23 protein-coding genes are annotated in these 23,228 nt (G+C 58.8%); 13 read left to right on the forward strand and 10 right to left on the reverse strand.

The genetic code is table 11. The annotated features are described in order from the left end of the window. From BRAGE_RS57610 to BRAGE_RS0127460, 3 genes are all read right to left on the reverse strand, one after another. The coding region (locus BRAGE_RS57610) for an NAD-binding protein (protein WP_156950918.1) at window positions 1–95 on the reverse strand (95 nt) is incomplete at its 3' end. A 193-nt stretch (window positions 96–288) separates the two neighbouring features. Continuing rightward, window positions 289–993: a GDSL-type esterase/lipase family protein gene (locus BRAGE_RS0127455; protein WP_027562145.1), complete on the reverse strand. Its 705-nt coding sequence runs from the start codon at window positions 991–993 to the stop codon at window positions 289–291. A gap of 704 nt (window positions 994–1,697) precedes the next feature. Next, on the reverse strand, window positions 1,698–2,105 hold the full coding sequence (locus BRAGE_RS0127460; RefSeq protein ID WP_108914563.1) for an Ig-like domain-containing protein: 408 nt from the start codon (window positions 2,103–2,105) through the stop codon (window positions 1,698–1,700). A gap of 207 nt (window positions 2,106–2,312) precedes the next feature. On the opposite strand from BRAGE_RS0127460, the gene BRAGE_RS53065 reads away from it, so the two are divergent. Then, window positions 2,313–2,555 carry a hypothetical protein gene (locus BRAGE_RS53065; RefSeq protein ID WP_231164290.1) on the forward strand — a complete coding sequence of 81 codons (243 nt, stop codon included), beginning with the start codon at window positions 2,313–2,315 and terminating at the stop codon, window positions 2,553–2,555. Window positions 2,556–2,628: 73 nt separating this feature from the next. Here BRAGE_RS53065 and BRAGE_RS0127470 read toward each other — a convergent pair whose 3' ends face one another. Beyond that, window positions 2,629–2,889 (reverse strand): hypothetical protein, encoded by a 261-nt coding sequence (locus tag BRAGE_RS0127470; RefSeq protein ID WP_051378046.1) that lies wholly within the window; start codon window positions 2,887–2,889, stop codon window positions 2,629–2,631. Between the two features lie 167 nt (window positions 2,890–3,056). Here BRAGE_RS0127470 and BRAGE_RS0127475 point away from each other — a divergent pair, with 167 nt between their 5' ends. Next, entirely contained in the window at window positions 3,057–4,208 is a 1,152-nt protein-coding gene (locus tag BRAGE_RS0127475) for a hypothetical protein (RefSeq protein WP_027562148.1), read from the forward strand. A gap of 77 nt (window positions 4,209–4,285) precedes the next feature. Next, complete coding sequence (locus BRAGE_RS0127480) at window positions 4,286–4,525, forward strand: hypothetical protein (protein WP_231164289.1); 240 nt, start codon at window positions 4,286–4,288, stop codon at window positions 4,523–4,525. 79 nt (window positions 4,526–4,604) lie between these two features. On the opposite strand, the gene BRAGE_RS49315 is transcribed toward BRAGE_RS0127480, so the two are convergent. Continuing rightward, entirely contained in the window at window positions 4,605–4,973 is a 369-nt protein-coding gene (locus tag BRAGE_RS49315; RefSeq protein ID WP_051378048.1) for a hypothetical protein, read from the reverse strand. Window positions 4,974–5,238: 265 nt separating this feature from the next. Between BRAGE_RS49315 and BRAGE_RS49320 the strand changes: the two genes are divergently transcribed. The 8 genes from BRAGE_RS49320 (at window position 5,239) to BRAGE_RS49325 (ending at window position 13,671) form a co-directional block, all read left to right on the forward strand. Beyond that, window positions 5,239–6,303, forward strand: coding sequence for an acyltransferase family protein (locus BRAGE_RS49320; RefSeq protein ID WP_159073949.1), 1,065 nt, complete (start codon window positions 5,239–5,241; stop codon window positions 6,301–6,303). Between the two features lie 363 nt (window positions 6,304–6,666). Further along, window positions 6,667–7,773, forward strand: coding sequence for a dTDP-glucose 4,6-dehydratase (gene rfbB, locus BRAGE_RS0127495; RefSeq protein ID WP_051378052.1), 1,107 nt, complete (start codon window positions 6,667–6,669; stop codon window positions 7,771–7,773). A 24-nt stretch (window positions 7,774–7,797) separates the two neighbouring features. Then, window positions 7,798–8,355, forward strand: coding sequence for a dTDP-4-dehydrorhamnose 3,5-epimerase (gene rfbC / locus BRAGE_RS0127500; protein WP_027562151.1), 558 nt, complete (start codon window positions 7,798–7,800; stop codon window positions 8,353–8,355). Between the two features lie 33 nt (window positions 8,356–8,388). Beyond that, a complete protein-coding gene (locus tag BRAGE_RS0127505) occupies window positions 8,389–9,231 on the forward strand; it encodes an NAD-dependent epimerase/dehydratase family protein (protein ID WP_027562152.1) in 843 nt (280 codons plus the stop codon). Window positions 9,232–9,267: 36 nt separating this feature from the next. Next, window positions 9,268–10,167, forward strand: coding sequence for a glucose-1-phosphate thymidylyltransferase RfbA (gene rfbA, locus BRAGE_RS0127510; protein ID WP_027562153.1), 900 nt, complete (start codon window positions 9,268–9,270; stop codon window positions 10,165–10,167). 41 nt (window positions 10,168–10,208) lie between these two features. After that, the gene (locus BRAGE_RS0127515; RefSeq protein WP_027562154.1) at window positions 10,209–11,225 is read left to right on the forward strand and encodes a glycosyltransferase family 4 protein; all 1,017 of its coding nucleotides are present in this window, start codon (window positions 10,209–10,211) and stop codon (window positions 11,223–11,225) included. 68 nt (window positions 11,226–11,293) lie between these two features. Then, window positions 11,294–12,385 (forward strand): acyltransferase family protein, encoded by a 1,092-nt coding sequence (locus BRAGE_RS0127520; RefSeq protein WP_027562155.1) that lies wholly within the window; start codon window positions 11,294–11,296, stop codon window positions 12,383–12,385. Between the two features lie 203 nt (window positions 12,386–12,588). Beyond that, a complete protein-coding gene (locus tag BRAGE_RS49325; RefSeq protein WP_063617210.1) occupies window positions 12,589–13,671 on the forward strand; it encodes an acyltransferase family protein in 1,083 nt (360 codons plus the stop codon). A 140-nt stretch (window positions 13,672–13,811) separates the two neighbouring features. On the opposite strand, the gene BRAGE_RS0127530 is transcribed toward BRAGE_RS49325, so the two are convergent. Together BRAGE_RS0127530 and BRAGE_RS0127535 are read right to left on the reverse strand one after the other, a co-directional pair. Further along, on the reverse strand, window positions 13,812–15,119 hold the full coding sequence (locus BRAGE_RS0127530) for an oligosaccharide flippase family protein (RefSeq protein WP_051378057.1): 1,308 nt from the start codon (window positions 15,117–15,119) through the stop codon (window positions 13,812–13,814). A gap of 226 nt (window positions 15,120–15,345) precedes the next feature. Then, a complete protein-coding gene (locus tag BRAGE_RS0127535) occupies window positions 15,346–17,208 on the reverse strand; it encodes an acyltransferase family protein (protein ID WP_027562157.1) in 1,863 nt (620 codons plus the stop codon). A 253-nt stretch (window positions 17,209–17,461) separates the two neighbouring features. Here BRAGE_RS0127535 and BRAGE_RS0127540 point away from each other — a divergent pair, with 253 nt between their 5' ends. Continuing rightward, window positions 17,462–18,736, forward strand: coding sequence for an O-antigen ligase family protein (locus tag BRAGE_RS0127540; RefSeq protein WP_027562158.1), 1,275 nt, complete (start codon window positions 17,462–17,464; stop codon window positions 18,734–18,736). An 83-nt stretch (window positions 18,737–18,819) separates the two neighbouring features. Beyond that, entirely contained in the window at window positions 18,820–19,821 is a 1,002-nt protein-coding gene (locus BRAGE_RS0127545; RefSeq protein WP_027562159.1) for a hypothetical protein, read from the forward strand. Window positions 19,822–19,917: 96 nt separating this feature from the next. Here the strand turns inward: BRAGE_RS0127545 and BRAGE_RS51745 are convergent, their stop codons facing one another. From BRAGE_RS51745 to BRAGE_RS0127560, 3 genes are all read right to left on the reverse strand, one after another. Continuing rightward, window positions 19,918–20,598 carry a hypothetical protein gene (locus BRAGE_RS51745; protein ID WP_051378058.1) on the reverse strand — a complete coding sequence of 227 codons (681 nt, stop codon included), beginning with the start codon at window positions 20,596–20,598 and terminating at the stop codon, window positions 19,918–19,920. An 87-nt stretch (window positions 20,599–20,685) separates the two neighbouring features. Further along, window positions 20,686–22,029 (reverse strand): O-antigen ligase family protein, encoded by a 1,344-nt coding sequence (locus BRAGE_RS0127555; RefSeq protein WP_159073950.1) that lies wholly within the window; start codon window positions 22,027–22,029, stop codon window positions 20,686–20,688. 95 nt (window positions 22,030–22,124) lie between these two features. Then, window positions 22,125–23,126 (reverse strand): ABC transporter substrate-binding protein, encoded by a 1,002-nt coding sequence (locus BRAGE_RS0127560; RefSeq protein ID WP_159073951.1) that lies wholly within the window; start codon window positions 23,124–23,126, stop codon window positions 22,125–22,127. Window positions 23,127–23,228: the final 102 nt, after the last annotated feature.

The raw sequence follows: 23,228 nt of genomic DNA on the forward strand, positions 1-23,228 counted from the left end.
TCCTTGTCGACGCAAGTGACGTCGTGACCGAAATCCGCAAAGCAGGCCCCGGATACCAGTCCCACATAACCCGTGCCGATCATCGCGATTCGCATGAAAAACCCTAGCTCCTTTGAGGATAGATGTTCCGCTGAACATCCTAGTACACTTCTTTATCTGCTCGCACGCCCAACAATGGGGCAGGTTTTGGAGTAGTCCGAATAAACCTTACTCGCTCTCCGAACTTTTGAACGAACAGCGAGCACTCGTCCAAGTTTCGACATAGATAATCGCACAGTGGCGCGCTTCTCACCGAACGTACGGCTCGATAGCCCTTCTCCACTGTAGGTAGCCCAGGCCGAGCAAGTGAATTCCGTCATAGGTATACTGCTTGATGAGACCTGTCTCCGCAGACGACAGTGATTTGTTCAAGTCGATGAATGTCAGTCCGTTCTTGTCGGCATGGGCGCGGAGCAGCTCGTTGAGAGCCCGAATGTCATCAAGTATCCCGCCGCACACTGCCCTCGAGCATTCGAGCGTGGACTGGATATAGACATCGACTTTCTGCTCTGTGAGTCGATCGACTATCTTTCGATAGTTCTCAAAAGAAACCGCGACCGGCTGATTGAACGCGAAGTCGTTAAATCCCACCATGACAAAGGCACGCTGTGCTCCAACGGCGAGAATGGCGTCCATGCGCTGGAGAATGTCATCCGTGCGATCGCCACTGATACCGCGGTTCGCTATGCTCGTACCGGGAAACATCTCGTGCCATTCCGCCGCCTCGATGAGGCTGTCGCCAATCATGACAACGTCTGCATGTGGATGGAAAGTCTCAAAGAGCGTATTGCGCGGCCGCGGAGCGGTTCGGGGAAACCAGCGCCGCAACGGGTCGCCGACAATTCCTCTTGCGAGCGTCTGCGTCGACCGTATGAGATAGAATCTCTCCTGGCAGATCGCTCCGAGAGCGAAGGCGGCCAGCGCAATGAGAATGTGTCGGGCGCCGCGTTTCATTGGGATGACGTTGAGCTCAAACGTTGCTCACGGTAACCCACGATCTTTTCGCTTTAAAGGGATAACAATGCCGGCAATGCGGCCTTCTCCATCAAGGGCCAGGACGCTTGGTCTGAGATTCGAGGCGGAGAGACAGGCCGAGCTCGCGGGCTTTACGATGGACTTCACCGGTTGACCGCCCGAGTTCAATTGCGATTTGAGATGCACGCCGCTTCTGCGCCAGCATCCTCAACCGCGAGATCTCTTCCTCGGTCCAACGGCGCATTTTCGCCACCGCATTGCTATGCAATTGCACAACTCGGTCGAGACGGGCCCGTTCCTTGCGCGTCGCCTGCGCTGTTCGTCGAATTGTTACAACAATTCTCGACCAGGACAGCCGCGAACGGGCTCATCGCTCCAGAAGAGCGACTCTGCCACAATGAGATGAAGTTTGTTCGAGTTCCGAAGCCGAAAAACTAGGCAGGCTCGCAAGCTGCTTTTTCTCGCCTGTGTCGCCTACACCAAGCTGTCGCCTATCGGGCCGCGTTCGACGCTAGCCAGCGCCCAGTTCGAGCACTTCGCTACGTTTGCTTTGCTTGGAATGGTCTTCATGCGAGGCTATCAGCGCCGGATCTGGCTCGTATTCGCTCGCGTCAACGGGAGCTCCTTAGGCCTAGGAGCACTCTCACCGCTAACGCCAGGTCGACGGGCCGGCAAGCCTCAGTTCAATAGCCCGTCAGATTGGCGACGAGCCCCTCGTTTGAGGCGCTGACCTTGATGTGAATGACCGACCGCCCCTCGTCGTGGCGATTCTTTCCCACCACCACCAGCGCAAAACTGTCGCTACCCTTGAAGTCCGAGTTGGCGAAATAGCGAAATCCGGGACCGACCAATGTGAGTTCGCCCCCCTTCGGCTGCTCCGCGACGGACACGCTGAAGATTTGCATGGTCGACCAGCGAAGTCCCTGAATGCAGTTGGCGCCGGGCTTGATCGTCATCGACCAGTCGATACTGTCGCCGGCGAGCTTGTAGGGCTGATGATCTCGCAGGCAATTTGGCGTTGCGTTGGCTTGGCCGCTCAGAAGAGCGCTGATCATCGGCACGACGAGAGCGGGAAAAACGAGCGTTTTCATTGGCGCCATCCTTTTCGAGGACGATGCGCCAACTCGGGCTAACGTTCGGTAAGCCCCGGCCGCAAAGGGCCCGCGTTGGTAAATGTGAAGCTAAAATCCCGTCAGCAGGTTGCAAGACGACACTGGCAAGACCGAAAACCGAACGGTTATATAGTTGCGTCGGCTGTTTCGTCCGAACCACCTGTCCTCCCACGAGGCGAGACGAACTTGAAGATCACAATCAACCTCGTCATGCTGGCCTGTACGCTCGTTCCGACCGCGGCCGCCGCTCCAAGCGCCGAGGTGGCCCGCAAGTGCATGCATTATTCCTACATCGCTTATCCGTATCAGCGCCCCGGGTCGGTGCGGATGAGCGGTGATCGCCAAGCCTTTTTCAGGAACTGTATGGAGAAGGAAGGCAATATTCCTGCTCCAGAGACACCTTCCTCATCCGCACAACGCCAGTCCTAACGTGCCTGCGACAGGCCCAACTGCGGAATCAGTTGGGCGGCGTTCACTTGGACGGTGTTCACTTGGACGGGGCTCACTTGGGCGGCGCTCCAGCATCCACATTGCCGTTGCTGGCGACACATTTGTTGAAATAGTCGTGCTGAACACGCCCTGACCCTTTTGCACTGCCGGCGGCCGGGTTGCCGGGCTCGCGCGGCGGAAACTGCTTGGCCGTCAACGCGCTGCATTTTCGTGCAAGCTCGGCCGTGAGCGCGGATGCGTGCCCCGGAACGGCACCGACCGCAAGACACGTCACGGCCAGCAGCATCAAGGGCGATTTCCAGTTTGCGAACATGGCGATTTTCCTGCACGACAGCTTGTCTCGCGACCGGACCACGCGATCCGCCGCATCCAGCCACTCTAGTCGAGATGCATGGCGCCGATACAGCCGAAAATGCCGTATTCGTCGCAGGCGGATTGGTTTAATGTGACTGTCATGCACTCAAGAATGCCACCCAGGCGATGACCGCGGGCGATCTGATACCAAGCGATCCCGAGCGGCCGGACCAGGCTCCTACTGAGATCCAATTCGCGCTCGTCATCGCCCGCATGATCGAGACGGTGGACAAAAACCCCGAGCATTTGCGTCAGGCCATCTACGACCTTGCCCGCTACAAACTGCTGGAGCAGTTCACTCATGCGGATGCCAAGGATATCAAGCGCGCGCAGCAGGCGCTCGAGACCGCAATCCGGGGCGTTGAACACTTCTCGCAGCAGCAGCCGCTCATTGCGCCCTCCCCGACCAAGGTACGGCCCGAAGAGGCTCCGGCGCGGCCGGATCAGCTGCCAGGCCCTATTGCCGCTCACGCCGCGGCAGGGCAGCCGACGCCGCCGGAGCCAGCCTGGCGCGTCGGACCGCAACACGCGGCAGGTCGCGGCCGAAGCCCGCAGTTTGCGCTGATGCGGCGAACTGCCGCGATGCTTCTCATCGTCGGCGGCGTTGTGCTCGCCGTCCAGCAACGTGAGCGGCTGTGGCACCTCGCACAAAACTTCGGCCGGGTTCTCCCTCCTCAGGAAACAGCAACAGCCTCGCCCCCGGTCCAGCCCGTGAGCGCACCTGCGCCGACGCCTCCCCCGGCGAAGCCCGATCCATTGCGGCCGACGGACTACGGCATCTACGCGGTCGCCGACAACCGTCTCATGGAGCTGCCGCTCCTCCCCGGCAAGGCACCAGATATTCGCGTTGCGGTCTCGGCCGCGCTCAAGGCACCGAGCCCGACGGTGTTACCGAATGGACACCCGAAATTCGTCGTGTTCCGCCGCGATTCCTCGGCGAATGCAGCCGATCGGGCCGAGGTTCGCATCCTGGCCAGGGTCTCCCGGGAATTTTCCGCCGAGGCCGCCGGAAAGAGGCCGGATGACAGCGAGGCGACCTGGGTGATCAGGAATGTTTCGTTCCCGTTCCGTTCATCACCAATCCCAAATGCGCCCGAGATGTACGAGCTGCATAGTGAGGATCCCGAGCTCGAATTGGCGCCGGGTCGCTACGCCCTGATCCTCAGGGGGCAAGCCTACGATTTCACGATTCCAGGAGAGATCACCGATGCGCGGCATTGCATCGAGCGTGTGGTCCTGACCACGGGGGTTCTCTATACCGATTGCAAGAAGCCCTGACGTCTTCCAATCCGCAACTCAACGCCTAGCTAGGTTGGAGCTGTCGGTTAACCCGCGTCGGATTGATGGAGGCAACAATGCGTTCGTCCCTGCTCACGGCTCTCGTCATAGCAATGCTCGGCACCGCTACAGCGGCAGAGGCTCAGGGCACGCAGCAGGGGCAGAGGGGCAAGCCACAATCCGCGCGCAGGCCGGTCGCAACCCAACCGAGCAACAATCCGTTCCAAAATCCCATTGGGCAAGGCGTGCCGCCGGCGGTCTCGGCGAATCCCAATATCAACAACAACAACAGTGGGCTGACCAATCCGCCGCGCTGAGCATGCAGTGGCGGGACCGCACTTCGAAGCAAGCGAAAATCATCACGGTCGAGCGCACCATCGCAATACAGCGGCAAGCCTACTCCGCGCTGACTTCGACCTCGATCGACGAATTGCCCGAAATCCGCATCGACGATCCCGTGATGCTCAGCTTGAACGAGTCGCTTCCGCGAGCACCCTGATTGGACAAGTAGCGGAACGAAGGTCCCTGGATGATGATCTGCCCTGATTTGGGCATCTCCGTGATGGCGATGTGATCGATCATGATCGTCGACCATCGCAAGCCCTGGATGCATTGCCCGCCCGAAGCGATCTTGAACGACCAGCGAACCGTGTCCGATTGAAGCTTGAATGGCTCCGGATGCAGGAGACACGTTCCTCCGGCCAGTGCCGCCGCGGGCGAGAGCCCCGCGAGAAGAGCAAGCGATCGGAACATGAATTTGGTCACAACACACCTCGTTGCCGAAAATCCGGACGGCCTCGCAGCCGATCAGCATCCTTTACACCGGGACCAATGATCCTGTCCTGCTTGCAGCGCCCGCTCGCAGCCTTTCGCGACCCGGGGCCAACCGCCCCAATCGTCCTGCATTGATGACAAGATAGGCATAAGCGGCCGACTGTCTTCAGCTTGCCATGTTGAGGCCCACAGATATCCAGTGATATCTAGATACGAGCCCACCGCCTCGAAGCTACCCAGCGGCCCAGGAGCAGTAGTGCACCGCATAGTCACTATTCAATATTTGCGCGCGATAGCAGCCAGCGCCGTTGTCGTTCACCATTTCATAGGCCCGGCCTATTTCGAGACGGGATTGAAGCAACCTGCATCAATCGGGGAAGCAGGGGTCGATCTGTTCTTCGTGATCAGCGGCTTCATCATGTGGACGACAACTGGACGCAGGCAGATCGGACCGACGGAATTCATCTGGCACCGCCTGATCCGGATCGTTCCCCTCTATTGGATCTTCACCCTGGTCTACCTCTTGGTCATATTGGCCAGTAAGCACAATCCGATTGCGCCGCTGGATGTCGTCAGGTCGCTGTTCTTCATTCCGTGGTTCGAGGAGCATTTGAGCCAGCGCATTTCAGCATTCTACTTCCTCGGTTGGACGCTGATGTACGAAATGTTCTTCTATTGCGTCTTTGCCGTTACGCTGACCCTGCCAAGGTCGACGCAACTCAAGGCCGTCGTCTTGTGCCTCGCCGCTTTGGTTGCCATCGGCCTGCTGTTCGATTTTAGAAACGGCATGTCATTCGCGTACACTAGCCCGCTCCTGCTCGAATTCATCGCTGGCTGCGTGATCGGGAGGCTCTACGAAGCCAAACTTATTCCCCCAAGATCCTTGGCAGCTACGCTCATTTTTCTTGCGAGCGCAGTGATCGTGTGGTCCGCCTGGCACACCCCGGAAAGCCTGCTCACACGAGCGATCATTTGGGGTCTGCCGGCCGCGCTTGTCGTCGCAGCGGCGTTGAGCTTCGAACCCGATGCCCAGAAAAGCCCGAGCCGCGCTGGATTGCTGCTCGGCGATGCGTCCTACTCGATCTACCTGTCGCACATCATCTTCTTCCTGATGTTCAACCTGGTCGCGAAACGGGCCGGCATCGTTCACGGCTTCAGCGAGATCGCGCTGTTCTATGGCACGATCGGCACCGCAATTGCGCTCGTCGGCGGGCTGATCGTGTACTCGACGATCGAAAGGCCGATGTCGCAGCTACTCGCCGGATTGTCCAAGCCCAAAGCGAAGATGGACACCCCACTTCAGCGGAGCAGCTCAAGCTGACGCTTAGTGGGAGCTCTCGATAATGGGGCCGGCTACGCTACGCGATCTATTGGCCGTTGGCGTGTAGGCGAATTCTGCGGATTAACCTTGCCAACGGCCGGCAGCTCCGAGGCACCTGCTGCTCACGAACATCGAAGCTCGAATTCGCGAAGAACTACAGAATTTTGTCATATTAGCTATGCGGGGAAAAATGACTTGCTCGGATTTTACGAAGACAATAGACTTCACGCATAATTCGCTAATCTATCTTCATCTTGGAATTTCAGTCCGAATTTTGAGCACGATGAAGAATTCTTGGGCACTCGCCACAGAGAGGCCCACAAGGACTTTTAGTCATTCGCTGACTATCTGCTGAAACCAAGAATGGAACTGTTCGTGGCTAAGGACTCGACGTTGGCTTCGCAATGCGATCCGAAGAGGTTTCTCGTAACCGGCGGAGCAGGCTTCATCGGCTCGGCCGTCGTGCGTCGCCTCATCGAGACCACGTCGAGTGACGTCCTCGTCGTCGACAAGCTCACCTACGCGGGCAATCTGGATTCGCTTCGGCCGGTTTCCGCGAATCCGCGGTACCGCTTCGAGCAAGCCGACATCGCCGATGCTGCGGCCATGCGACGAATTGTGACGGCGTTCGCACCGGACGTTGTCATGCATCTTGCGGCTGAAAGTCACGTCGACCGCTCAATCGACGGACCCGGCGAGTTCATTCAAACCAACGTCGTCGGCACCTTTGCACTGCTTCAGGCGGCCCTGGAGTACTGGCGGAAGCTGCCGCCGCAACGCAAGGACGGCTTTCGCTTCCATCACATCTCGACCGACGAGGTTTTTGGATCGCTGGGAGCCACCGGCTACTTCAGCGAAGAGACGGCCTATCAGCCGAACTCCCCCTATTCCGCGTCCAAGGCCGCATCCGATCACCTAGTTCGCGCCTGGCACCATACCTACGGCCTGCCAGTCGTGATCACCAACTGCTCCAACAATTACGGCCCCTACCACTTTCCCGAAAAGCTGATTCCGCTGACGATCATCAATGCACTGGAGGGCAAGCCGCTCCCGGTCTACGGCAAGGGTGAAAACATCCGCGACTGGCTTCATGTGGATGACCACGCGGAAGCACTCCTGCTTGTTGCTCACAAAGGCGTCACGGGACAGTGCTACAATATCGGCGGTCACAATGAGGCCACAAATATCGATGTTGTCAGGGCGATCTGCGCATTGGTCGATGAGCTCGCCCCCAATCCGTCGATCGGCCCACGCGAACGGCTGATCACCTTTGTGGCGGACCGCCCGGGCCACGATGCACGCTATGCGATCGACGCTGCGAAGATAGCGCGAGAGCTGGGCTGGAAACCAAGGCACAGTTTTGAGAGCGGATTGCGCCAAACCGTGCAATGGTATCTCGACAACAAGACATGGTGGGAACGCGTGAGGACAGGCACCTATCGAGGCGAGCGACTTGGCCTCGCAGTCTAGGTTCTTCAGCGTCCAGGATTTACCATGCTCAACGTCGTTCCTACCGCCATCGAGGCCGTCAAGGTCATTACGCCAAAATCATTCGGCGATGTCCGCGGGCTCTTCAGCGAGACGTACAACCAGCAGCGATTTTTCGAGCACGGCATCACCCTGAATTTCGTTCAGGACAATCAGGCCTTCTCGAAGGAGACAGGCACCATCCGTGGTCTCCATTTCCAGACGCCCCCCACGGCACAAGACAAATTGCTGCGCGTATTGCACGGGAGCGTGGTTGACGTCGCAGTCGACTTGCGGCGCTCGTCGCCCACTTATGGAAAGTGGGTCTCGGAAGTGCTTTCGGCCGAAAACGGCAAACAGCTTCTGGTTCCGGCCGGCTTTGCCCACGGCTATTGCACGCTGGAACCCGACACGGTGGTTCTCTACAAAGTAACCGCTTACTGGTCTCCGAAGGACGAGCGTGGCCTTGCCTGGGATGATCCGGATCTCGCGATCGATTGGCAGGTGCCACGGGACAAGTCTCTGCTCGCAGAGAAAGATACCCGCTGGCCACAGCTGAAGGCGCTGCCGACTTATTTCGATTGACTGGCGGCCTGAGTTAAGAGGGACAGATACGGTATGAAGGTCGCAGTCACCGGCGGTGGTGGATATGTTGGATCGCACGTCGTGCCGGCCTTGCGAAAGGCGGGTCATGAGGTCGTCTCGATAGGGCGGCATCCATCTGGCGGTGGCACTTCCGGACACCTCGCGGCTGACATCTTCGATAGCGATCCCGATCTGTACCGCCGTCTCGGAAGCCCGGATGTTTGCATTCATCTCGCCTGGGAATTCGGCTTCGATCACGCAAATCCTGCGCATTTCGCCAATGTCGACAAGCATTACCGGTTCATGGAAACAATGCTTCGCGGCGGCCTGAAGCATCTTGTCACCGCCGGGACCGTGCACGAGATCGGCTTTCACGTCGGGGCCGTCACCGAGGCGACGCCGGCGTCGCCGCGCCACCCCTATGGCATGGCCAAGAACTATCTGCGCCAACTCCAGGACTGGCTCTGCACCCAGCATGGCGCCGTGAGCCAGTGGCTGCGGTGCTATTACATCACCGGAGACGATCGCCGGAACAATTCGATCTTTGCCAAACTCCTGAAGGCAGCCGAAGAAGGCCAGAAGACGTTCCCGCTCAACAGCGGTGAGCTGCTTTGCGATTTCATCGACGTAGCGGAGCTCGCAGGACAGATCGCCAAAGTGTCGTCGCAGACGGAGGTCACGGGAGTGATCAACTGCTGCTCGGGCACACCGACGTCCCTGCGAACACGGGTCACGAAATTCGTTTCCGACAACAACCTCGATATCGAGCTGCAATGGGGCAAGTTTCCGATGCGTCCGTACGATTCACCGGCAGTCTGGGGCGACGTGACCAAGCTGGCGGCGGCCCTCGCTGCGGCACCAGGACAGAAGAATTGAGATCTCGCGATCGACGGGTCACGAAAGGATCATGAGATGACTGCGATTACCAAAGGCATCGTTCTCGCGGGCGGCAGCGGCACGCGCCTGCATCCGATGACGATCTCGGCGTCGAAGCAGCTCTTGCCGATCTACGACAAACCGTTGATCTACTACCCGCTATCGGTCCTGATGCTGGCCGGAATTCGCGACGTCCTGATCATCTCTACGCCGAGCGACCTGCCGAGATTCCGGCAGCTGCTGGGCGACGGCGAGAAATGGGGAATGTCGTTCAGCTATGCCGAACAGCCGAGCCCGGACGGACTTGCGCAGGCCTACATCATCGGCGCCGACTTCGTCGCCGGCCAATCGTCTGCACTCGTCCTGGGAGACAATCTCTTCTACGGCCACGATCTGGTTCCGGTGCTGCGCCGGGCCAACCGCCAGGTCGATGGAGCGACGATTTTCGCCTATCACGTCAGCGATCCTCAGGCCTACGGCGTGGTGGAATTCGACCAGCGCAACGTGGCCGTATCGATCGAGGAGAAGCCGCGCGAACCACGATCGAACTGGGCGGTGACCGGGCTCTATTTCTACGACCGGGAAGTCGTCGATATCGCCGCGAATCTGAAGCCCTCGAAGCGAGGCGAGCTCGAGATCACCGACGTCAACCGCGCCTACCTCGAACGGAAACAGCTCCGCGTCGAGAGAATGGGGCGCGGCTTTGCCTGGCTCGATACCGGAACGCCGGACAACATGCTCGAGGCGGCCGAGTTCGTCCGCGTGCTCGAAAAACGCCAAGGCTACAAGATCTGCTGTCCCGAGGAGATTGCCTATCGCTCCGGCTGGATCTCGCCCGATCAACTGCGGCGCCTGGCCGAACCGATCGCCAAGAGCGCCTATGGACAATATCTGTTGCGCGTCTGCGCAATGCCGAAAGAGGACTATCTTTCTTGAGCGATGCTTCAGCCCCCAATCAGCTCCCGCTTAGGCCAGCGATGCACTGGAAGGTATTGACGCCCTTCAGCCCCTCGACCACGACGGGCTGGATACCTTCCTACATCTCCGATCCAAGTCTGACCTTCGAGGTGATCCCGTCCGACTATGATCATGATCGATCTCGCCGCCTGTCCGGCTTGCGCGAGTGGATCGACTATGCGCGTCATGCCGTTCGAGCGTGGTTCAAGACGCCTTCGAAACCCGACGAGCAATTCGGCTATCTCACGAGCTTTCCTCAACTGCCGATCTGCCTCGCGCTGATCAAGCGCCTCACCTTTTCGAAGGTGCCGATCGTCGCATGGTGCTTCAATCTCGGATCGACCTACGACGGAGCTAAGGGCGTGCTCGCCCGTTTTGCTTCGCGCGCCATCGACATCTTCGTCGTTCATTCGACGGCCGAGATCGATATCTATTCGAAATGGCTGCGGCTGCCGCGGGACAAATTCATTTACGTTCCTCTCTCGGTGGAAATGAAGGCATTGCCGCCGGTCACCGGCAACGCGGATCGCTTCGTGTTGGCGCTGGGAACGGCCAACCGCGACTACGACGGCCTGGTGAAGGCACTCACCCCGCTCGGATACCGTACCATCATCGTCTCCGGCCCCAAGGCCATGGAAAACGTGCAACTGCCGCCTTTCATCGAACACAGGAGCGGCCTGCCGCTTGAGGAATGCCATAAGCTGAGCCGCGCCGCCGATCTCATCGTGATTCCACTCAAGGAAGTCGAGGCCGCCTCCGGTCAGGTCAGCTTCCTCGAGACCATGATGTTCGGACGGCCGGTGGTCGTGACGCGCGCGCCGGGGACGGTGGACTATATCGAGGACGGCGAGACCGGGCTCCTGGTCGAGCCGGGCGACATCGAGGGCCTGCGCAACGCCATCGCAAAACTATGGAACGATGAAGATCTTCGCCTGAGGCTCGGAAGCGCGGCAAGAACAAGCGTCGAGAATTCGGCGACCTTCAGGGCCGTCGCCCCGAAAATGTGCCAGGTACTTAAGGGATTCGCGGCTACCTAACAGATCGGGATGATGCAGGGGCTGGTGAAAACCAGCCTCTCTCGAAGAGAAGAAATGAGTACGACCGGATGCATCGACACAACAATTTCAACCTCATCCGTGCCGTTGCAGCGTTCGCGGTTCTGGTTTCGCATGCATATCCAATTGCCTGGGGTGGACGTACGATCCAACCTCTCGAAGACCTGCTGCAACTAACCGGTGGCTTGGGTCGGTTTGCGGTCATAATCTTTTTCATCGTCTCGGGCTACTTTATCACCCAGAGCGCGCTTAGAAGCAAAAGTTCCTTCGACTTTTGGGTAGCGCGATTTCTGAGAATTTATCCTGGGTTGTTCGTTTCGCTATCGTTGACTGTGCTGCTTGCCGCCGGTGTATCCACACTGAGCAACTCCGAATACTTCTCCAGCCGCGAAACGTATACGTATCTGCCAGCAGGGTTATCGCTTCTCTGGATACAATACAGCCTCCCGGGCGTCTTTAGCGGCAATCCCTTTCCTCAAGTCGTAAACGGATCACTGTGGACGCTTTTCTATGAGGTACTTTGCTATGTGATGGTCTCCGTGCTGGCCACTCTCGGCATTCTGCAACATAGCAAAGCGCGTGTCGGCTTCTTCGTCTTGTATTTGGTCGCATATGTCGCGGCAAAGACGATGGTGCTTACTGGCCTTACACCAGCTTGGGTCAGCCCTGCCGCAAACAATTTCCTGAACCACCTTCTTGAATTGACCCCGGCGTTCGTCATCGGAATGCTGTTCTATGTCTATCGCGACCAACTTCCCTTGAACGCTATCATTTGCGTCGTCTTTGTACTCGGAACGGCGCTTTCAACGAACTTACCTTTCCATCGTGAGATGCTGCTATTTTCAGCGGCATTTTGTACCTTCTACATAGGCTTTCGATCGCTGCAGGTGCTGTATCCCTTCAATAACTTGGGGGATTATTCGTATGGCATCTACATCTATGCCTTTCCGATTGAGCAGCTCGTTGCCCATCTGTTCGGCAACATATCGGCACTGACAGTCGTCGCAATCTCCACGCCGATTACAATCGCGATAAGCGCTGCTTCCTGGCATACGATTGAAGCGCCCGCCCTGTTGCTCCGCTCAAAGGTCGCCTTGGGGATCGCAATCAGACGCCCTGAAATCTCGACCCAACCGGACTGAGAGCGCCCATCAAAATTCCGGGCACGCGCTCTACAGCCGTTAGCTGGAACGGGTCGAGCAGCGGTGATCGCATCCGCACGCCGGGAAAATTCTCTCATCGTTACGAACGACTGCCCTAAAACGCTCAAGTTTCTGGATACATTCGAGAACGCATCACAGGATTTCGCAAGGCGACGCCTTGCGGAAGATGTGGGTTGTCCTGGATGCATCGAAACAACAACTTCAACTTCATTCGTGCAGTCGCCGCCTTCGCGGTGCTTGTGTCACATGCATATCCGATCGCTTGGGGAGCAAAGACGGTACAGCCGTTCGAGTCGGAACTTGGTATGCGAGGAGGGCTCGGAACCCTCGCAGTGCTCGTGTTCTTCAGCGTATCGGGTTACTTCATTGCGCAGAGTGCACTTAGAAGTGCGGGCCCGTTTGATTTTTGGACTGCGCGTTTTCTAAGAATTTACCCCGGATTGCTCGTGGCGCTTCTGTCGACAATGCTACTTGGCGCAGGCGTATCTGTGCTGAGCGTCGGCGGCTATTTCTCGAGCATTCGAACTTATGCCTACATTCCATCAGGATTGTCACTTGCCTGGGTGCAATATGAGCTGCCCGGCGTATTTGACGGCAACCCGTTCCCCCAACTGGTGAACGCCTCGCTCTGGACACTCTTTTATGAAGTCCTCTGCTATGTGATGGTCTCGTTTCTGGCCGTGCTCGGCATTCTCCAGAACAAGACCGCGCGTGCCACTTTCTTTGCGACCTACCTAGTCCTGTATGTCGTAGCAAAGCTGATGCTGATGGCAGGTCTCTTTCCTGACTGGGTAAGCAAAGGCGCCATCAATTTCCTGTCTCACCTGCTGGATCTCACCCCGGCTTTCGTCATCGGAATGCTGTTCTATGCTTACCGGGATCGGCTGCCGCTCAACTTCACGATCTGCGCAGCGCTCCTCGTGTGCACGGTGTTGTCGGCCAACACGCCATTCTACCGTGAGATGATCCTGTTCTCCGTCGCCTTCTGCACGTTCTACATAGGTTTTCGGTCGCTCAAGGTGCTCTATCCCTTCAATAACCTCGGCGACTATTCCTACGGAATCTACATCTACGCTTTCCCGATCGAGCAGCTCGTAGCCTACTTCTTCAACGGCATTTCACCGCTGGGCATCATTGCGATCGCTACGCCGCTAACGATCGGCATCAGCGCCGCGTCATGGCATACGATCGAGGCTCCCGCTCTGGCGCTTCGCTCCAGGATCGCGCTGCTCATGTCGATGAAACGGGCCAAGGCCTCGGCCTAAAGCGCGATAAGATCAGGATGAATCGTCATCGAGGTTATTGTTTGAGCATGATCTTTTCGGAAAACCGCTGCGCACTTTTCCGGATCATGCTCTAGAGCCTGACGGCGACGAGCTCAGCAGGCTCGAAGCCGTCGCGGCGCTCAGGCGTGGCTCGCCTGTTTCTCCAGCTTGAGCTTGCGATCGAACTTCGTCGCCACGCCGAGGATATAGCCGAGGAAGCCGATGTTGGCCAACGAGCCGGCCAAGCTGAAGAGCGCAACCGGCACGATCGGGTCGGTCTTGACGAAGACGTTGATCGAGAGGGCGCCGAGCCTCACGATGATGCTCAGGATCTCATAGACCAGGTACGCGGGCTGGACGCGATAGACCGATGCAGCCGCAAAGGCGGGTCTCGTGATGATCGCGGTCAGAAACACGAAGGACAGGAACTGGCTGTAAGTACCCGCTTCGGTCCATTTGGCACCGAAGACCAGGCCGAAGATCTGCGGGCCGAAGAGGATCAGAATCCCGAAGGGCAACGCCGTGATCGCGCACAGCGCACCGGTCGCCTTGAGCAGCAGTGGACGCGTCTCCTGGCCATGATTTGCGAGCTCTGCCAGCCGCGGAAAGAAGATGTCGTTGATCGTCTTTGCGAGCAGCCACGCGGGAGCTCCCAATGCGGAATTGCACAAGGAGAAAAAGCCTGCGGCGACGTGGCCGTGGAAGACCGCCAGCAGCAGAAGCGGACTGCTCTGGGATACCGCGCTGACCAGCGTCTGCGGCGCCCTGAACAGCGGGAAGTCGACATATCTGCGCGCCATGAGCCGCGTCCGCTGCACGGAGACCCATGCCGGCCAGCGCTCACCACCGACATTCAGCCAGAGCAGGAACACGACCGAGCTGAATGGGCTCGCGAGCATCGACACCAGGATCAACGCGAAAGCCGTAGGCCAAAATACGCCGACCAGCACTTTTGAAAGGCTCACGACGATCGCCTGGGCGATGATGACCCTGGCCGATGTGGCGTATCGCTTCTTTCGGAGCATCCATTGCTGCGCCGCCTGTAGCAGGGCTTCAAAGACCACCTGAAGCGGCAACACAAACAAGAGAAATTGTGTGGTCTCCACCCGATCCAGCCACGCCAGATACAGACCAACGCCGAGCAAAAGCGCGGCGGCAACGGCAAACGACGACAGGAGGCTTACCCAGACGAGCGCCTGAGCATCATCATCGTGAGACGGCAGCACGATTGCCGCGGAATAGGTCAGCGTCGCAACCGCGTTGACAAGCACGACGATCGCCATGAACGTCCCGAGCGCGCCGAAAGCTGCCGGGTCGAACAACCGGCTAAGGATCGGCGACGCAGCGACAGTAATCACCTGGGCCGCGGCCGTACCAGTGAGCACCACAGCAATGCTGCGCACCAGTGGACGGCCCCAGTAACTGCGGATCAGGTCGATTGGCGACATGCTGGGCTTGTTCTAGCGAGAGAGGCTGTCGTCACGGAAAGACGGCCCAAGTCAGAGCCTGCGAAGCGACGATAGTTCAACGCCGCCCCCTCCGTTTCTGGCCCGGTCGAGATGTAGATTGCCGCAAATGAAGCGGTCCGGCGCTGGCCATTTGCGATGAAGACAGCGCTGACTAGCACATCGAATTGGAGGCCGAAAGGCGGATATCGTCGCCTCGAGCCAAGCGTCAATGCGCCTCCGAGGTCCTTGCCTCGACACCCGATATCAGCGGAAAGATGGACTTGACTGCCGCCAGGCTACCCTTCTCCGAGAAGTGACCGTAGTCGATATAGAGCAGTCCCGCGCTCGTCTTAAAGGAGCAAAGGGTCTTTTCACACAGGAGATCGAAGGGCGAGATATAGTGGGCTCCTTCTGATTGTAGCCTGATTTTTTGCTCCAGGGCTTCGTCGTAGTTGGCGGCGTACCAGTCCGACCGCTCCTTCAGCCTGACGGCCAGCGCTCGTGTATCGATCCCGAATTCTGGCGACTGGCCAAAAACGAAGACGTCGGCGCCGGCGGCCTCGATCTGTCGAATGGTGTCGCGGAGGTCGAAACCGCCGCGGGTGGTCAGAAGCCCCCACCGCGCACTCAGGATGACCTTCCTGATGCCGAGTTGCTTGATGATCTCCAGGGCATGGGCGTTGAAGGCTTGGCAGTTCGGAAGCTTGTAGGAGTAATACTTGAGAACGGGAGGACAGCCGGCCGCAGTATATTGATAGATGTTCGCATTCAACTGCGTGCCGTAGGCGATGATGCCGGGGACGTAGTGCGCGGCGAACGAGTCACCCCAGAGCAGCACGTTCTCGCTGTATCCGTGGGTCAACGCGCACTTCTTCGCATCCCACTTATCGAAGGTCTGCGATCCGTCCAGAAAACAAACTCCATTTCGCCACAGCCCGGGACCGGCCGCGGCTGCCACCTGCATGTCCGGAAATCTCGCGGGAAATCCTGCGGACAACGTACCGACGGACCCCAGGATAACCAGGAACGCGACGGCAGTGCCCCAAGACGCAAAAACCGCCTTTCGCGTCATCGCGGCTCCGCCCCGCCTGAACGGCGTTTCGATGAACCTCCAGGAGAGAATGGCCAGGACGAAGCTGGCTACGATGATGAACAGGACCTGGAGCGCCTGGGGGTTCTGCAACAGATAGTATCGCATCATGACCGTGATCGGCCAATGAACGAGGTAGAGTGAATAAGAGATCAGGCCAACCAGCACCAATGGCCGGACACTCAAGATTCGGCCAACCCGCGTTGCGTTATCGGCTCCGGCGAATATGACGAGAAAGCTTCCGATGCATGGAAGCAGTGCGGACACGCCGGGAAAGGGTGTCGCGTCACTGTAGGAGAAGACGCAGAAGCCGATCAGCGCGAGGCCCGCGGCTGCCAACAGTTCAGCCAACCACGGGGCCGGCCTCGGAGGCGGCGTAAGCACCAGCATTGCCCCGAGCAGAATTTCCCAGGCGCGGGTCGGCAAGAGGTAGAAGTTCGCAGTAGGCGCGGTGTAGGTCGCCGAGATGCTCAGCAACAACGAGAGCAGAAGGACCGGCCAGAACAGATAACGCCACGTCCGCTCGAAGAAGTACCTGCTCGCCGCCATCGACAGCGGCATGAGGATGTAAAATTGCTCTTCGACGGACAGCGACCAGGTATGGAGAAGCGGCCGAAACAGTGACGACGCATCGAAATAGCTGGAGCTACGCCAAAAATAGATATTCGAGACTGAGAGGACCGAAGCGATCAGGCTATTGGATAAATCGACCAGTTCTTGCGGCAGCAGGAGAAAAAGTGCTGCCGCAAAAGTGAGGCAGAGCGTGGCCACCAGGGCAGGAAATATTCTTCGAAATCTGCGCTCATAAAAGCCGGCGATTGAGAAATGACCGGATTCTATTTCCGCGCGAAGCCCCTTGGTGATGACGTAGCCGGAGATGACGAAGAAAACGTCGACCCCGACGAAGCCTCCCGAGAAATAGGGAACCCCTGCGTGAAAGAAAAGAACAGGAAGAACTGCGACAGCTCTCAGGCCATCGATGTCAGCGCGGTACTGCATAAGATTCCGGGAAGAAATACGCAGGTCTCTTGTGTGGACAAAAGTTGTCATTTCCGTGGAATGGTTTCGGAACAATTACAAATGATGCCGTTGTTTCCCTATGCGCGGAAGCCGAAATGACGGGCATGGAGGTGCTAAGATTAATGCAGAGAGGCACGGCCGTCGGTCCTCGAGCGCTGGCACCGACAGGGCCAATCGGATAAAGTGAACGCGAATTTCGACCTGCCATTTACCCCGGATCGGCGACGAATAGATGAACCTCGCAAGAGTGGCGCTCTTTTGGCTCATAGCCACCCGTACCAGCGCCGAAATCGTGATCGGACTCATCGGCAGAACGAGTGGCGGCGACGAGGGCGGCTTCTCGCTCGGCGCGCTGTTCAACCTTGCAGCACTTTCCATCGCAGCTGTGGCAGTGCTTTACAGTTCCCGGGCGAGATCTGCTCGAGTCCCCCTGTTGATCTGGGCGCCTTACCTCATCATCGCGTTCTTGTCGTTGGGTTACACGTCTGCCCTCGGCGACAGCGCAAAGCTGTTGATGAGCACGCTCACATTCCCCGCAATATTCCTCGCAGCGTTCATCCTCCTCAGAACGAAAGAGGATGTCGCAAATCTGATGCTTTGCATCATCTACTCATCTGTCGTTCCCACTGCGGTGGCCTTCTATGAGCTGGCCGCCGGCGGACTTGCGAGCGGACGGATACAATCGACGTTCTCTCACCCGAACGTCTTCGCCTTTTATTTGATCGCCGTCATATGTGCGATCTTGTATTACAATCTGGTGCTTCACCGCCGTATCCCGGTTCTATGGCGCGCGTCCCTGTTCTCGTACCTTTTCGTGCTATTCGGGTTGTTGATGGCGACCCAAACCCGGTCGGCTTGGCTGGCGATGGCTGTCTTCATCGTCATCTACGCCATCGGCGTGGATCGGAAGTTGCTCGTGGTCCTGCCGCTGGCTCCGCTGATCTTGCTGGTGCCTGTTGTTTCTGAACGTTTTGAAGGCATCGGGGCCGAGCCGACCATCACCTTCGAGGACATCCAAGGCGGCTATGTGGTCGTCAACTCCTACGGGTGGCGTCAGCTGCTCTGGGGACGCGCGTTGGCGGATTCGGAGGATGCTCGCCTACTTGGCAAGGGTCTGGGCACACTAGGAAAGAACGCCGAGCGCTTCTTTCCTTTGGCCAATCATGCCATCGAGGCACATAGCGCCTATATCCAGACGATTTACGAGCTCGGACTAGTGGGGTTGGCGGGTTACGTGCTGCTTTACGCAGGCGTCATTGTCGCGGTTTTCGTCTATCGGCGTCGTGCAATCCGCCCGGCCTACATCATCATCGGCTTCGCCACCGTCAACCTGATCATCAGCTATTCGGATAACCTGCCCTATTACCTGTCATACAATTGGTACGCGTGGGCGATATTCGGAGCGGATTTCGCGCTGCGATTTGGGGTTCTAAAGCCGACGCCGGCACAGCACTCTCCGCTTGCGGAAGTGCCATCTCCCACCTTAGCTGCCGTGCAGCCGAGATAGACGGGATCTTCGGTCATCGCACCGAAGACACCATCGTGTATCTCTCCTGATAAACCCTGCAATCCAATCAACGCGGAACAACCATGAACTCCCTGCCTGCTGGAGGAGACCTTGCAAAACCTACAGGGAGATCGTCCGCGGGATTTCTGACCCTGGCGATCGGCGCGCGGGATTACATCGACCAGGCCTATTACCTCGGCCTTTCGCTGAAGGCGAACATGCCTGCATATCCGATTGCCGTCGTAACGGATGATCAAAGCGGAAGGCTTGCCGGAGTTTACGACCACCTCATTCCGGCGCGGCAATCGCTGGGGCGTGGCGTGCGCCAGAAGATGTACATCGACCAGTATTCGCCTTTCGAGGAGACGCTGTTCATTGACGCCGATTGCATTGCCGCGCGGCCGTTCGAGCACGAGCTGAACGAGGTCCGCGGCTTCGACTTCAGCCCGGTCGTACAACGACATCTTCGGGCGGGTGACGCGGACGAGTACTTCCTGGATCTCCCGGGCCTGATGCATCGCCTCGAGTTGCCATCTCTCCCCAAGTTCAACGGCGGTGTCTACTTTTTCCGAAAGTCGGCTCTGAGCGCGAGGGTTTTCGAATCCGCGCGGCGCATCCAGAATGATCCTGCCAGTTACGGGCTGAAGGCATTCGATTCAACAGGCCCGGGCGACGAGCCGGCCTACGCCCTTGCGATGGCGCAGCACGGCATCTCAGGATACGACGATCAGGGCCGCTTGATGCGGACCCCCGTGAGCCTGCGCGGGAAGCTGACGATCGATCCGACGCAAGGCCAGTGCAGCTTCATGAGGGCGGAGGGTCTTGTCACTCCGGCAATCTGCCATTTCGCCGGCGACTACCGTTTCTTGCCGGAATATTACTATGCGCGGATCGCGCTCGAGCGAAATTGTGCTGTCGCCGCCATTCCGATGCATCTCAAAGCATCGACATTGGTCGCGCTGGCGAGGCAAAGGGCCGCCCGGCGCCTGCGATGGCTTCGAAGCTCCCTAGAGAAACGCGTCGGACGAATCTCCGCGACGATCGGCTTGGGAACTCCGTCCAAAAACCCGGAAATCCGACGCTAAAGCCAGGTCGGGCATCCGACGTAATGACCAAGTCTAACCGGCTGCCGGTTGCCCGACCGGCGACCAGCAGTGCGCTCACAGCCGAAAGCGCGCCATCTAGGGGGTCGAGCTGCTTACGCTCGTCGTTGTGGTGTTGATCGTCGTCGACACGCTCAGGCCCGTGGTACCACCACTGAAAAAGTTGGTGGTCGGGTTGGTGACGCTGTTTGCGAGGAAAGTCTGCAAGGTGCTCGATCCGCCGAACTGATTGGTCAATGGGCTCGTTTGGCCACCGCTGGCACCACCGGAGAAGCCACCCGCGCCGCCGCCAACGCTACCGATCAGCTGGTTCCCGGTAATGGCTGCGTATTGCTGCTTGGCATCGGCCGAGTTCGTGCCGACGATCTGCGTTTGGATGTCGCTGGCAAAGTTGGGGTCGGGACGAATGCACTGGTTCGCCGCCAGCCCGAGTCCCGTCCCGATGGCCTTCTGCAGGTCGGAACTCGGAAGCGGATCCGTCTTCAAGAGGCCGATGACCAAGGGCAACATGGCCGGGTCGCTGATGACGAGATCCCGGACATCAGCCGTCACATCTCCAGGCGAGCGCGACGAACCGGCGGTTCCCAAAAGCGACGAAGGATTTGCACTGAAATCGGCAATCTTTTGAGGGGACGCGGCGCCCGGACTGCAAGCCGCGGAGGCTTGCTGAGCCCCTCCGACCAGCGCCAGCAGGAACACCGCTGACGTCACCCCCCTCAAACCAATACGAAAATCCCCAAGAAACGTTGCGATTGTCATTGGACACCAAACTGTCAAACGGCGCTTGCCGCAATTATTAATAACCTATTGACATTGATAGCACATTTCGATCGTTCCGTCCAGAGATCATGGAACAGACAATCGGTCGCTCGCTCCGGATGACTGGGCCAGTCCGATTCCGAGTAACACCATGATACTTATGGAAAATCCTGGAATTTGCAGGGAAAAGTCCAAGAGCGAATGGAGCAGCCCGAGCGCTCCGGCCCAAAAAGCCATCACAGGAAATACGCGGTCGCGCCGGCGCCGGACCATGGCGCGCGCCAGAGCGACCATCACAGCGGCCCACACGGCGGCGATCAGGCCGGCGAACGGCAGGCCCATTTCGGCTGCGAGCTCGAGCGGGGTGCTGTGGGCGCGATCCCATACCCCTCCGATAGGAACCTCGCGGCTGCGATATTCCGGGAAAACCCACCTGAATGTGCCGAGGCCGGTCCCGAGGAGTGGATACTCCCGGATGATCTCGAGCGTCGATCTGTAGGCCTCCGCCCGTCCGCCGCCGGAAAGCCCTCCCGTATCGAACCGAGCGTTGACGGACCCGCCCAAGACCGAACTTAGCAGGACAGCGGCGCCGACGATGGCCACAACGGCCATCGCCGCCGCCCGCCAGCTGCGCACCCAGACACGGTAGTACGAAAGCGCGCCGCCGGCGACGACGAGAAGCGTGGTGCTGGTGCCGAGCCGCGACCCCGTCATGAAGCTGGCTGAGAGCGTCAAGAAGAAAGCGACGGAGCAGATCAACGTTCGACGCGATGGACGTTCGAACAAGGCCCTGATGATGTGACGTCGCGAGACCTCGCGAAGCCTCAGGCTCCGCGCGCAAAGCAGCAGCCACGCCAAAGCGCTTGCCCCCAGATACACAGCAGCCGTGTTGGCGTTGATGAAAGTCGTCGTCAGGACGTTGCGATAGGCCACCTTCTCGAGCCAGAGCACATGATCAGGCGCAGCAAGAAAGCTGACAATTCCATACACTGCATAGAAGAGGCCGGACCAGGCGAATATCTCGAGGAGCAAGGCCGCAGACCACCTGCTCCGGCCGAGGCAGATCCCGCAGAACAGCGCGAGCGTATTGGCGATCTGCGCTCCGGCCGCAATGCTCGGCAGATCGCGTACAGCGCTGATACGAGCGGTCGGCTCGGTGCCGAGCAGCGCCGAACTTTCACGCCAGATCGGATGGGCGAGCGCAGCAAGAGACGGCGGCAGCCGGATGAGCTGCAACGTGACCACCAGCAACCAGCAGCAGATCACAACAGCGAATCCCGCAAGCACGGCGAGGCCACAGACATGGCGCCACACGCAATGCAAGGCTATTGCCGCCAGCAAGGTAACCCAAACCGCCAGCACGTTGTTTTGTACCGAGCCAAAGATCAGCGGCACCGCAGCGATCACGAGCCCGAGAGCGTAGGTTGCCAATCTTTCGCTGAGGGGTATTTCGATTGCGGCAGCCGTCTGCTCTTCAGCTGCAGCCGCTTGCCGCTCAGCGCGTATTTGCGACCGTCCAGACATCGCTAATCGGCCTGAACCGACCGCGACTGCCTACGATAAACGTCCGGCACGAGCGAGAAGTCGATGGCCGCGCGCAGATCTACCGGGTCTGAGATCACGCGCTGTTGCAGCAGGAGTCTCTGGAACTCCTGCCATCGCGCCAGATCGAGCTCGGCCATCCTCGCCCCAAAGGGCCTGATCAAATCGCGCTGCTGCTCAAGCATGGTCATCGAGCGTTCTGGCGTCGCTGCGCGCCCAATCGCCGCCGCGACGAGCGCAGCCGTTCGACGGGGATCGAGATCGGCTCGCGCCCAGGATGCAAGAAGTGCGGAGACGAAGGTTTCGGCCGAACTGGACGACGTTGCGAGCATCTGCGTCGAGGCGATGTAGACCGTCCCCGGAATGTGGATCTTGAAGGCACCTGGATCGAGTACACGATAGGGTACCTTGAGCCGGCGCAACTCCGCGCCCTCAACTTCCAGGTAGCCAGCCAGCACGTCGATGGCACCAGCCATGAGCTGTTCCACCGTGCCGGTGGCTTCGGTCGCCCTGACCAGGCTGCGTTGCACAGCATTTCGGCTGATGAGCGCTTCGACGACAAACCCGACCTCGCTCGACGCCCTGTAAGCCAGAGTCTTGCCAACCAGATCCGACGGGGTCTGCAAGTCGGTCGTGTCGAGCGCGAACAGGCGGATTGAGCTCGCAACATAGGAGCCGGCGATCGCGACAACCGGCATACCTGCGGCGCGCGCCCGCAGAAATGCCATCGCGGAAACATGCCCGATGATACGATCGCTAGCAGCTACGGCCTTCACCACGTCGTCGTCGTCAACACCGACCTCGAGGCGTGAAGACAACCCAGCCTTCTGAAAAACGCCATCGTTGACACCGAGCACGACGCCGGCGGCAGCCTCGGTTAGAGGACCGTTCCACTTGATGATCAGCGCTTGCGAAGCGGACTTACCTTCCTTGATTGCGATCGGCGACCATTCTCTGACCAAGAGAGAGGCCGCAATCAAGGACATGACTCCGACGAGCCCGCCCAGCAACATCGCGCGCGGAAACAATCGCCTGGAGACGGATCCTGATGGCCTGCCGTGGGCACGCCGCGACCCGTCCCGCCTTGA

Source organism: Bradyrhizobium genosp. SA-4 str. CB756 (assembly GCF_000473125.1).
Classification (GTDB): domain Bacteria; phylum Pseudomonadota; class Alphaproteobacteria; order Rhizobiales; family Xanthobacteraceae; genus Bradyrhizobium; species Bradyrhizobium arachidis.

Coding starts and splice junctions, on each gene's coding strand:
- BRAGE_RS0127455 (WP_027562145.1), bottom strand. CDS start 993: ATGAAACGCGGCGCCCGACACATTCTCATTGCGCTGGCCGCCTTCGCT.
- BRAGE_RS0127460 (WP_108914563.1), bottom strand. CDS start 2,105: ATGAAAACGCTCGTTTTTCCCGCTCTCGTCGTGCCGATGATCAGCGCT.
- BRAGE_RS0127470 (WP_051378046.1), bottom strand. CDS start 2,889: ATGTTCGCAAACTGGAAATCGCCCTTGATGCTGCTGGCCGTGACGTGT.
- BRAGE_RS0127475 (WP_027562148.1), top strand. CDS start 3,057: ATGACCGCGGGCGATCTGATACCAAGCGATCCCGAGCGGCCGGACCAG.
- BRAGE_RS0127480 (WP_231164289.1), top strand. CDS start 4,286: ATGCGTTCGTCCCTGCTCACGGCTCTCGTCATAGCAATGCTCGGCACC.
- rfbB (WP_051378052.1), top strand. CDS start 6,667: ATGGAACTGTTCGTGGCTAAGGACTCGACGTTGGCTTCGCAATGCGAT.
- rfbC (WP_027562151.1), top strand. CDS start 7,798: ATGCTCAACGTCGTTCCTACCGCCATCGAGGCCGTCAAGGTCATTACG.
- BRAGE_RS0127505 (WP_027562152.1), top strand. CDS start 8,389: ATGAAGGTCGCAGTCACCGGCGGTGGTGGATATGTTGGATCGCACGTC.
- rfbA (WP_027562153.1), top strand. CDS start 9,268: ATGACTGCGATTACCAAAGGCATCGTTCTCGCGGGCGGCAGCGGCACG.
- BRAGE_RS0127515 (WP_027562154.1), top strand. CDS start 10,209: ATGCACTGGAAGGTATTGACGCCCTTCAGCCCCTCGACCACGACGGGC.
- BRAGE_RS0127520 (WP_027562155.1), top strand. CDS start 11,294: ATGCATCGACACAACAATTTCAACCTCATCCGTGCCGTTGCAGCGTTC.
- BRAGE_RS49325 (WP_063617210.1), top strand. CDS start 12,589: ATGCATCGAAACAACAACTTCAACTTCATTCGTGCAGTCGCCGCCTTC.
- BRAGE_RS0127530 (WP_051378057.1), bottom strand. CDS start 15,119: ATGTCGCCAATCGACCTGATCCGCAGTTACTGGGGCCGTCCACTGGTG.
- BRAGE_RS0127535 (WP_027562157.1), bottom strand. CDS start 17,208: ATGCAGTACCGCGCTGACATCGATGGCCTGAGAGCTGTCGCAGTTCTT.
- BRAGE_RS0127540 (WP_027562158.1), top strand. CDS start 17,462: ATGAACCTCGCAAGAGTGGCGCTCTTTTGGCTCATAGCCACCCGTACC.
- BRAGE_RS0127545 (WP_027562159.1), top strand. CDS start 18,820: ATGAACTCCCTGCCTGCTGGAGGAGACCTTGCAAAACCTACAGGGAGA.
- BRAGE_RS51745 (WP_051378058.1), bottom strand. CDS start 20,598: ATGACAATCGCAACGTTTCTTGGGGATTTTCGTATTGGTTTGAGGGGG.
- BRAGE_RS0127560 (WP_159073951.1), bottom strand. CDS start 23,126: ATGTCCTTGATTGCGGCCTCTCTCTTGGTCAGAGAATGGTCGCCGATC.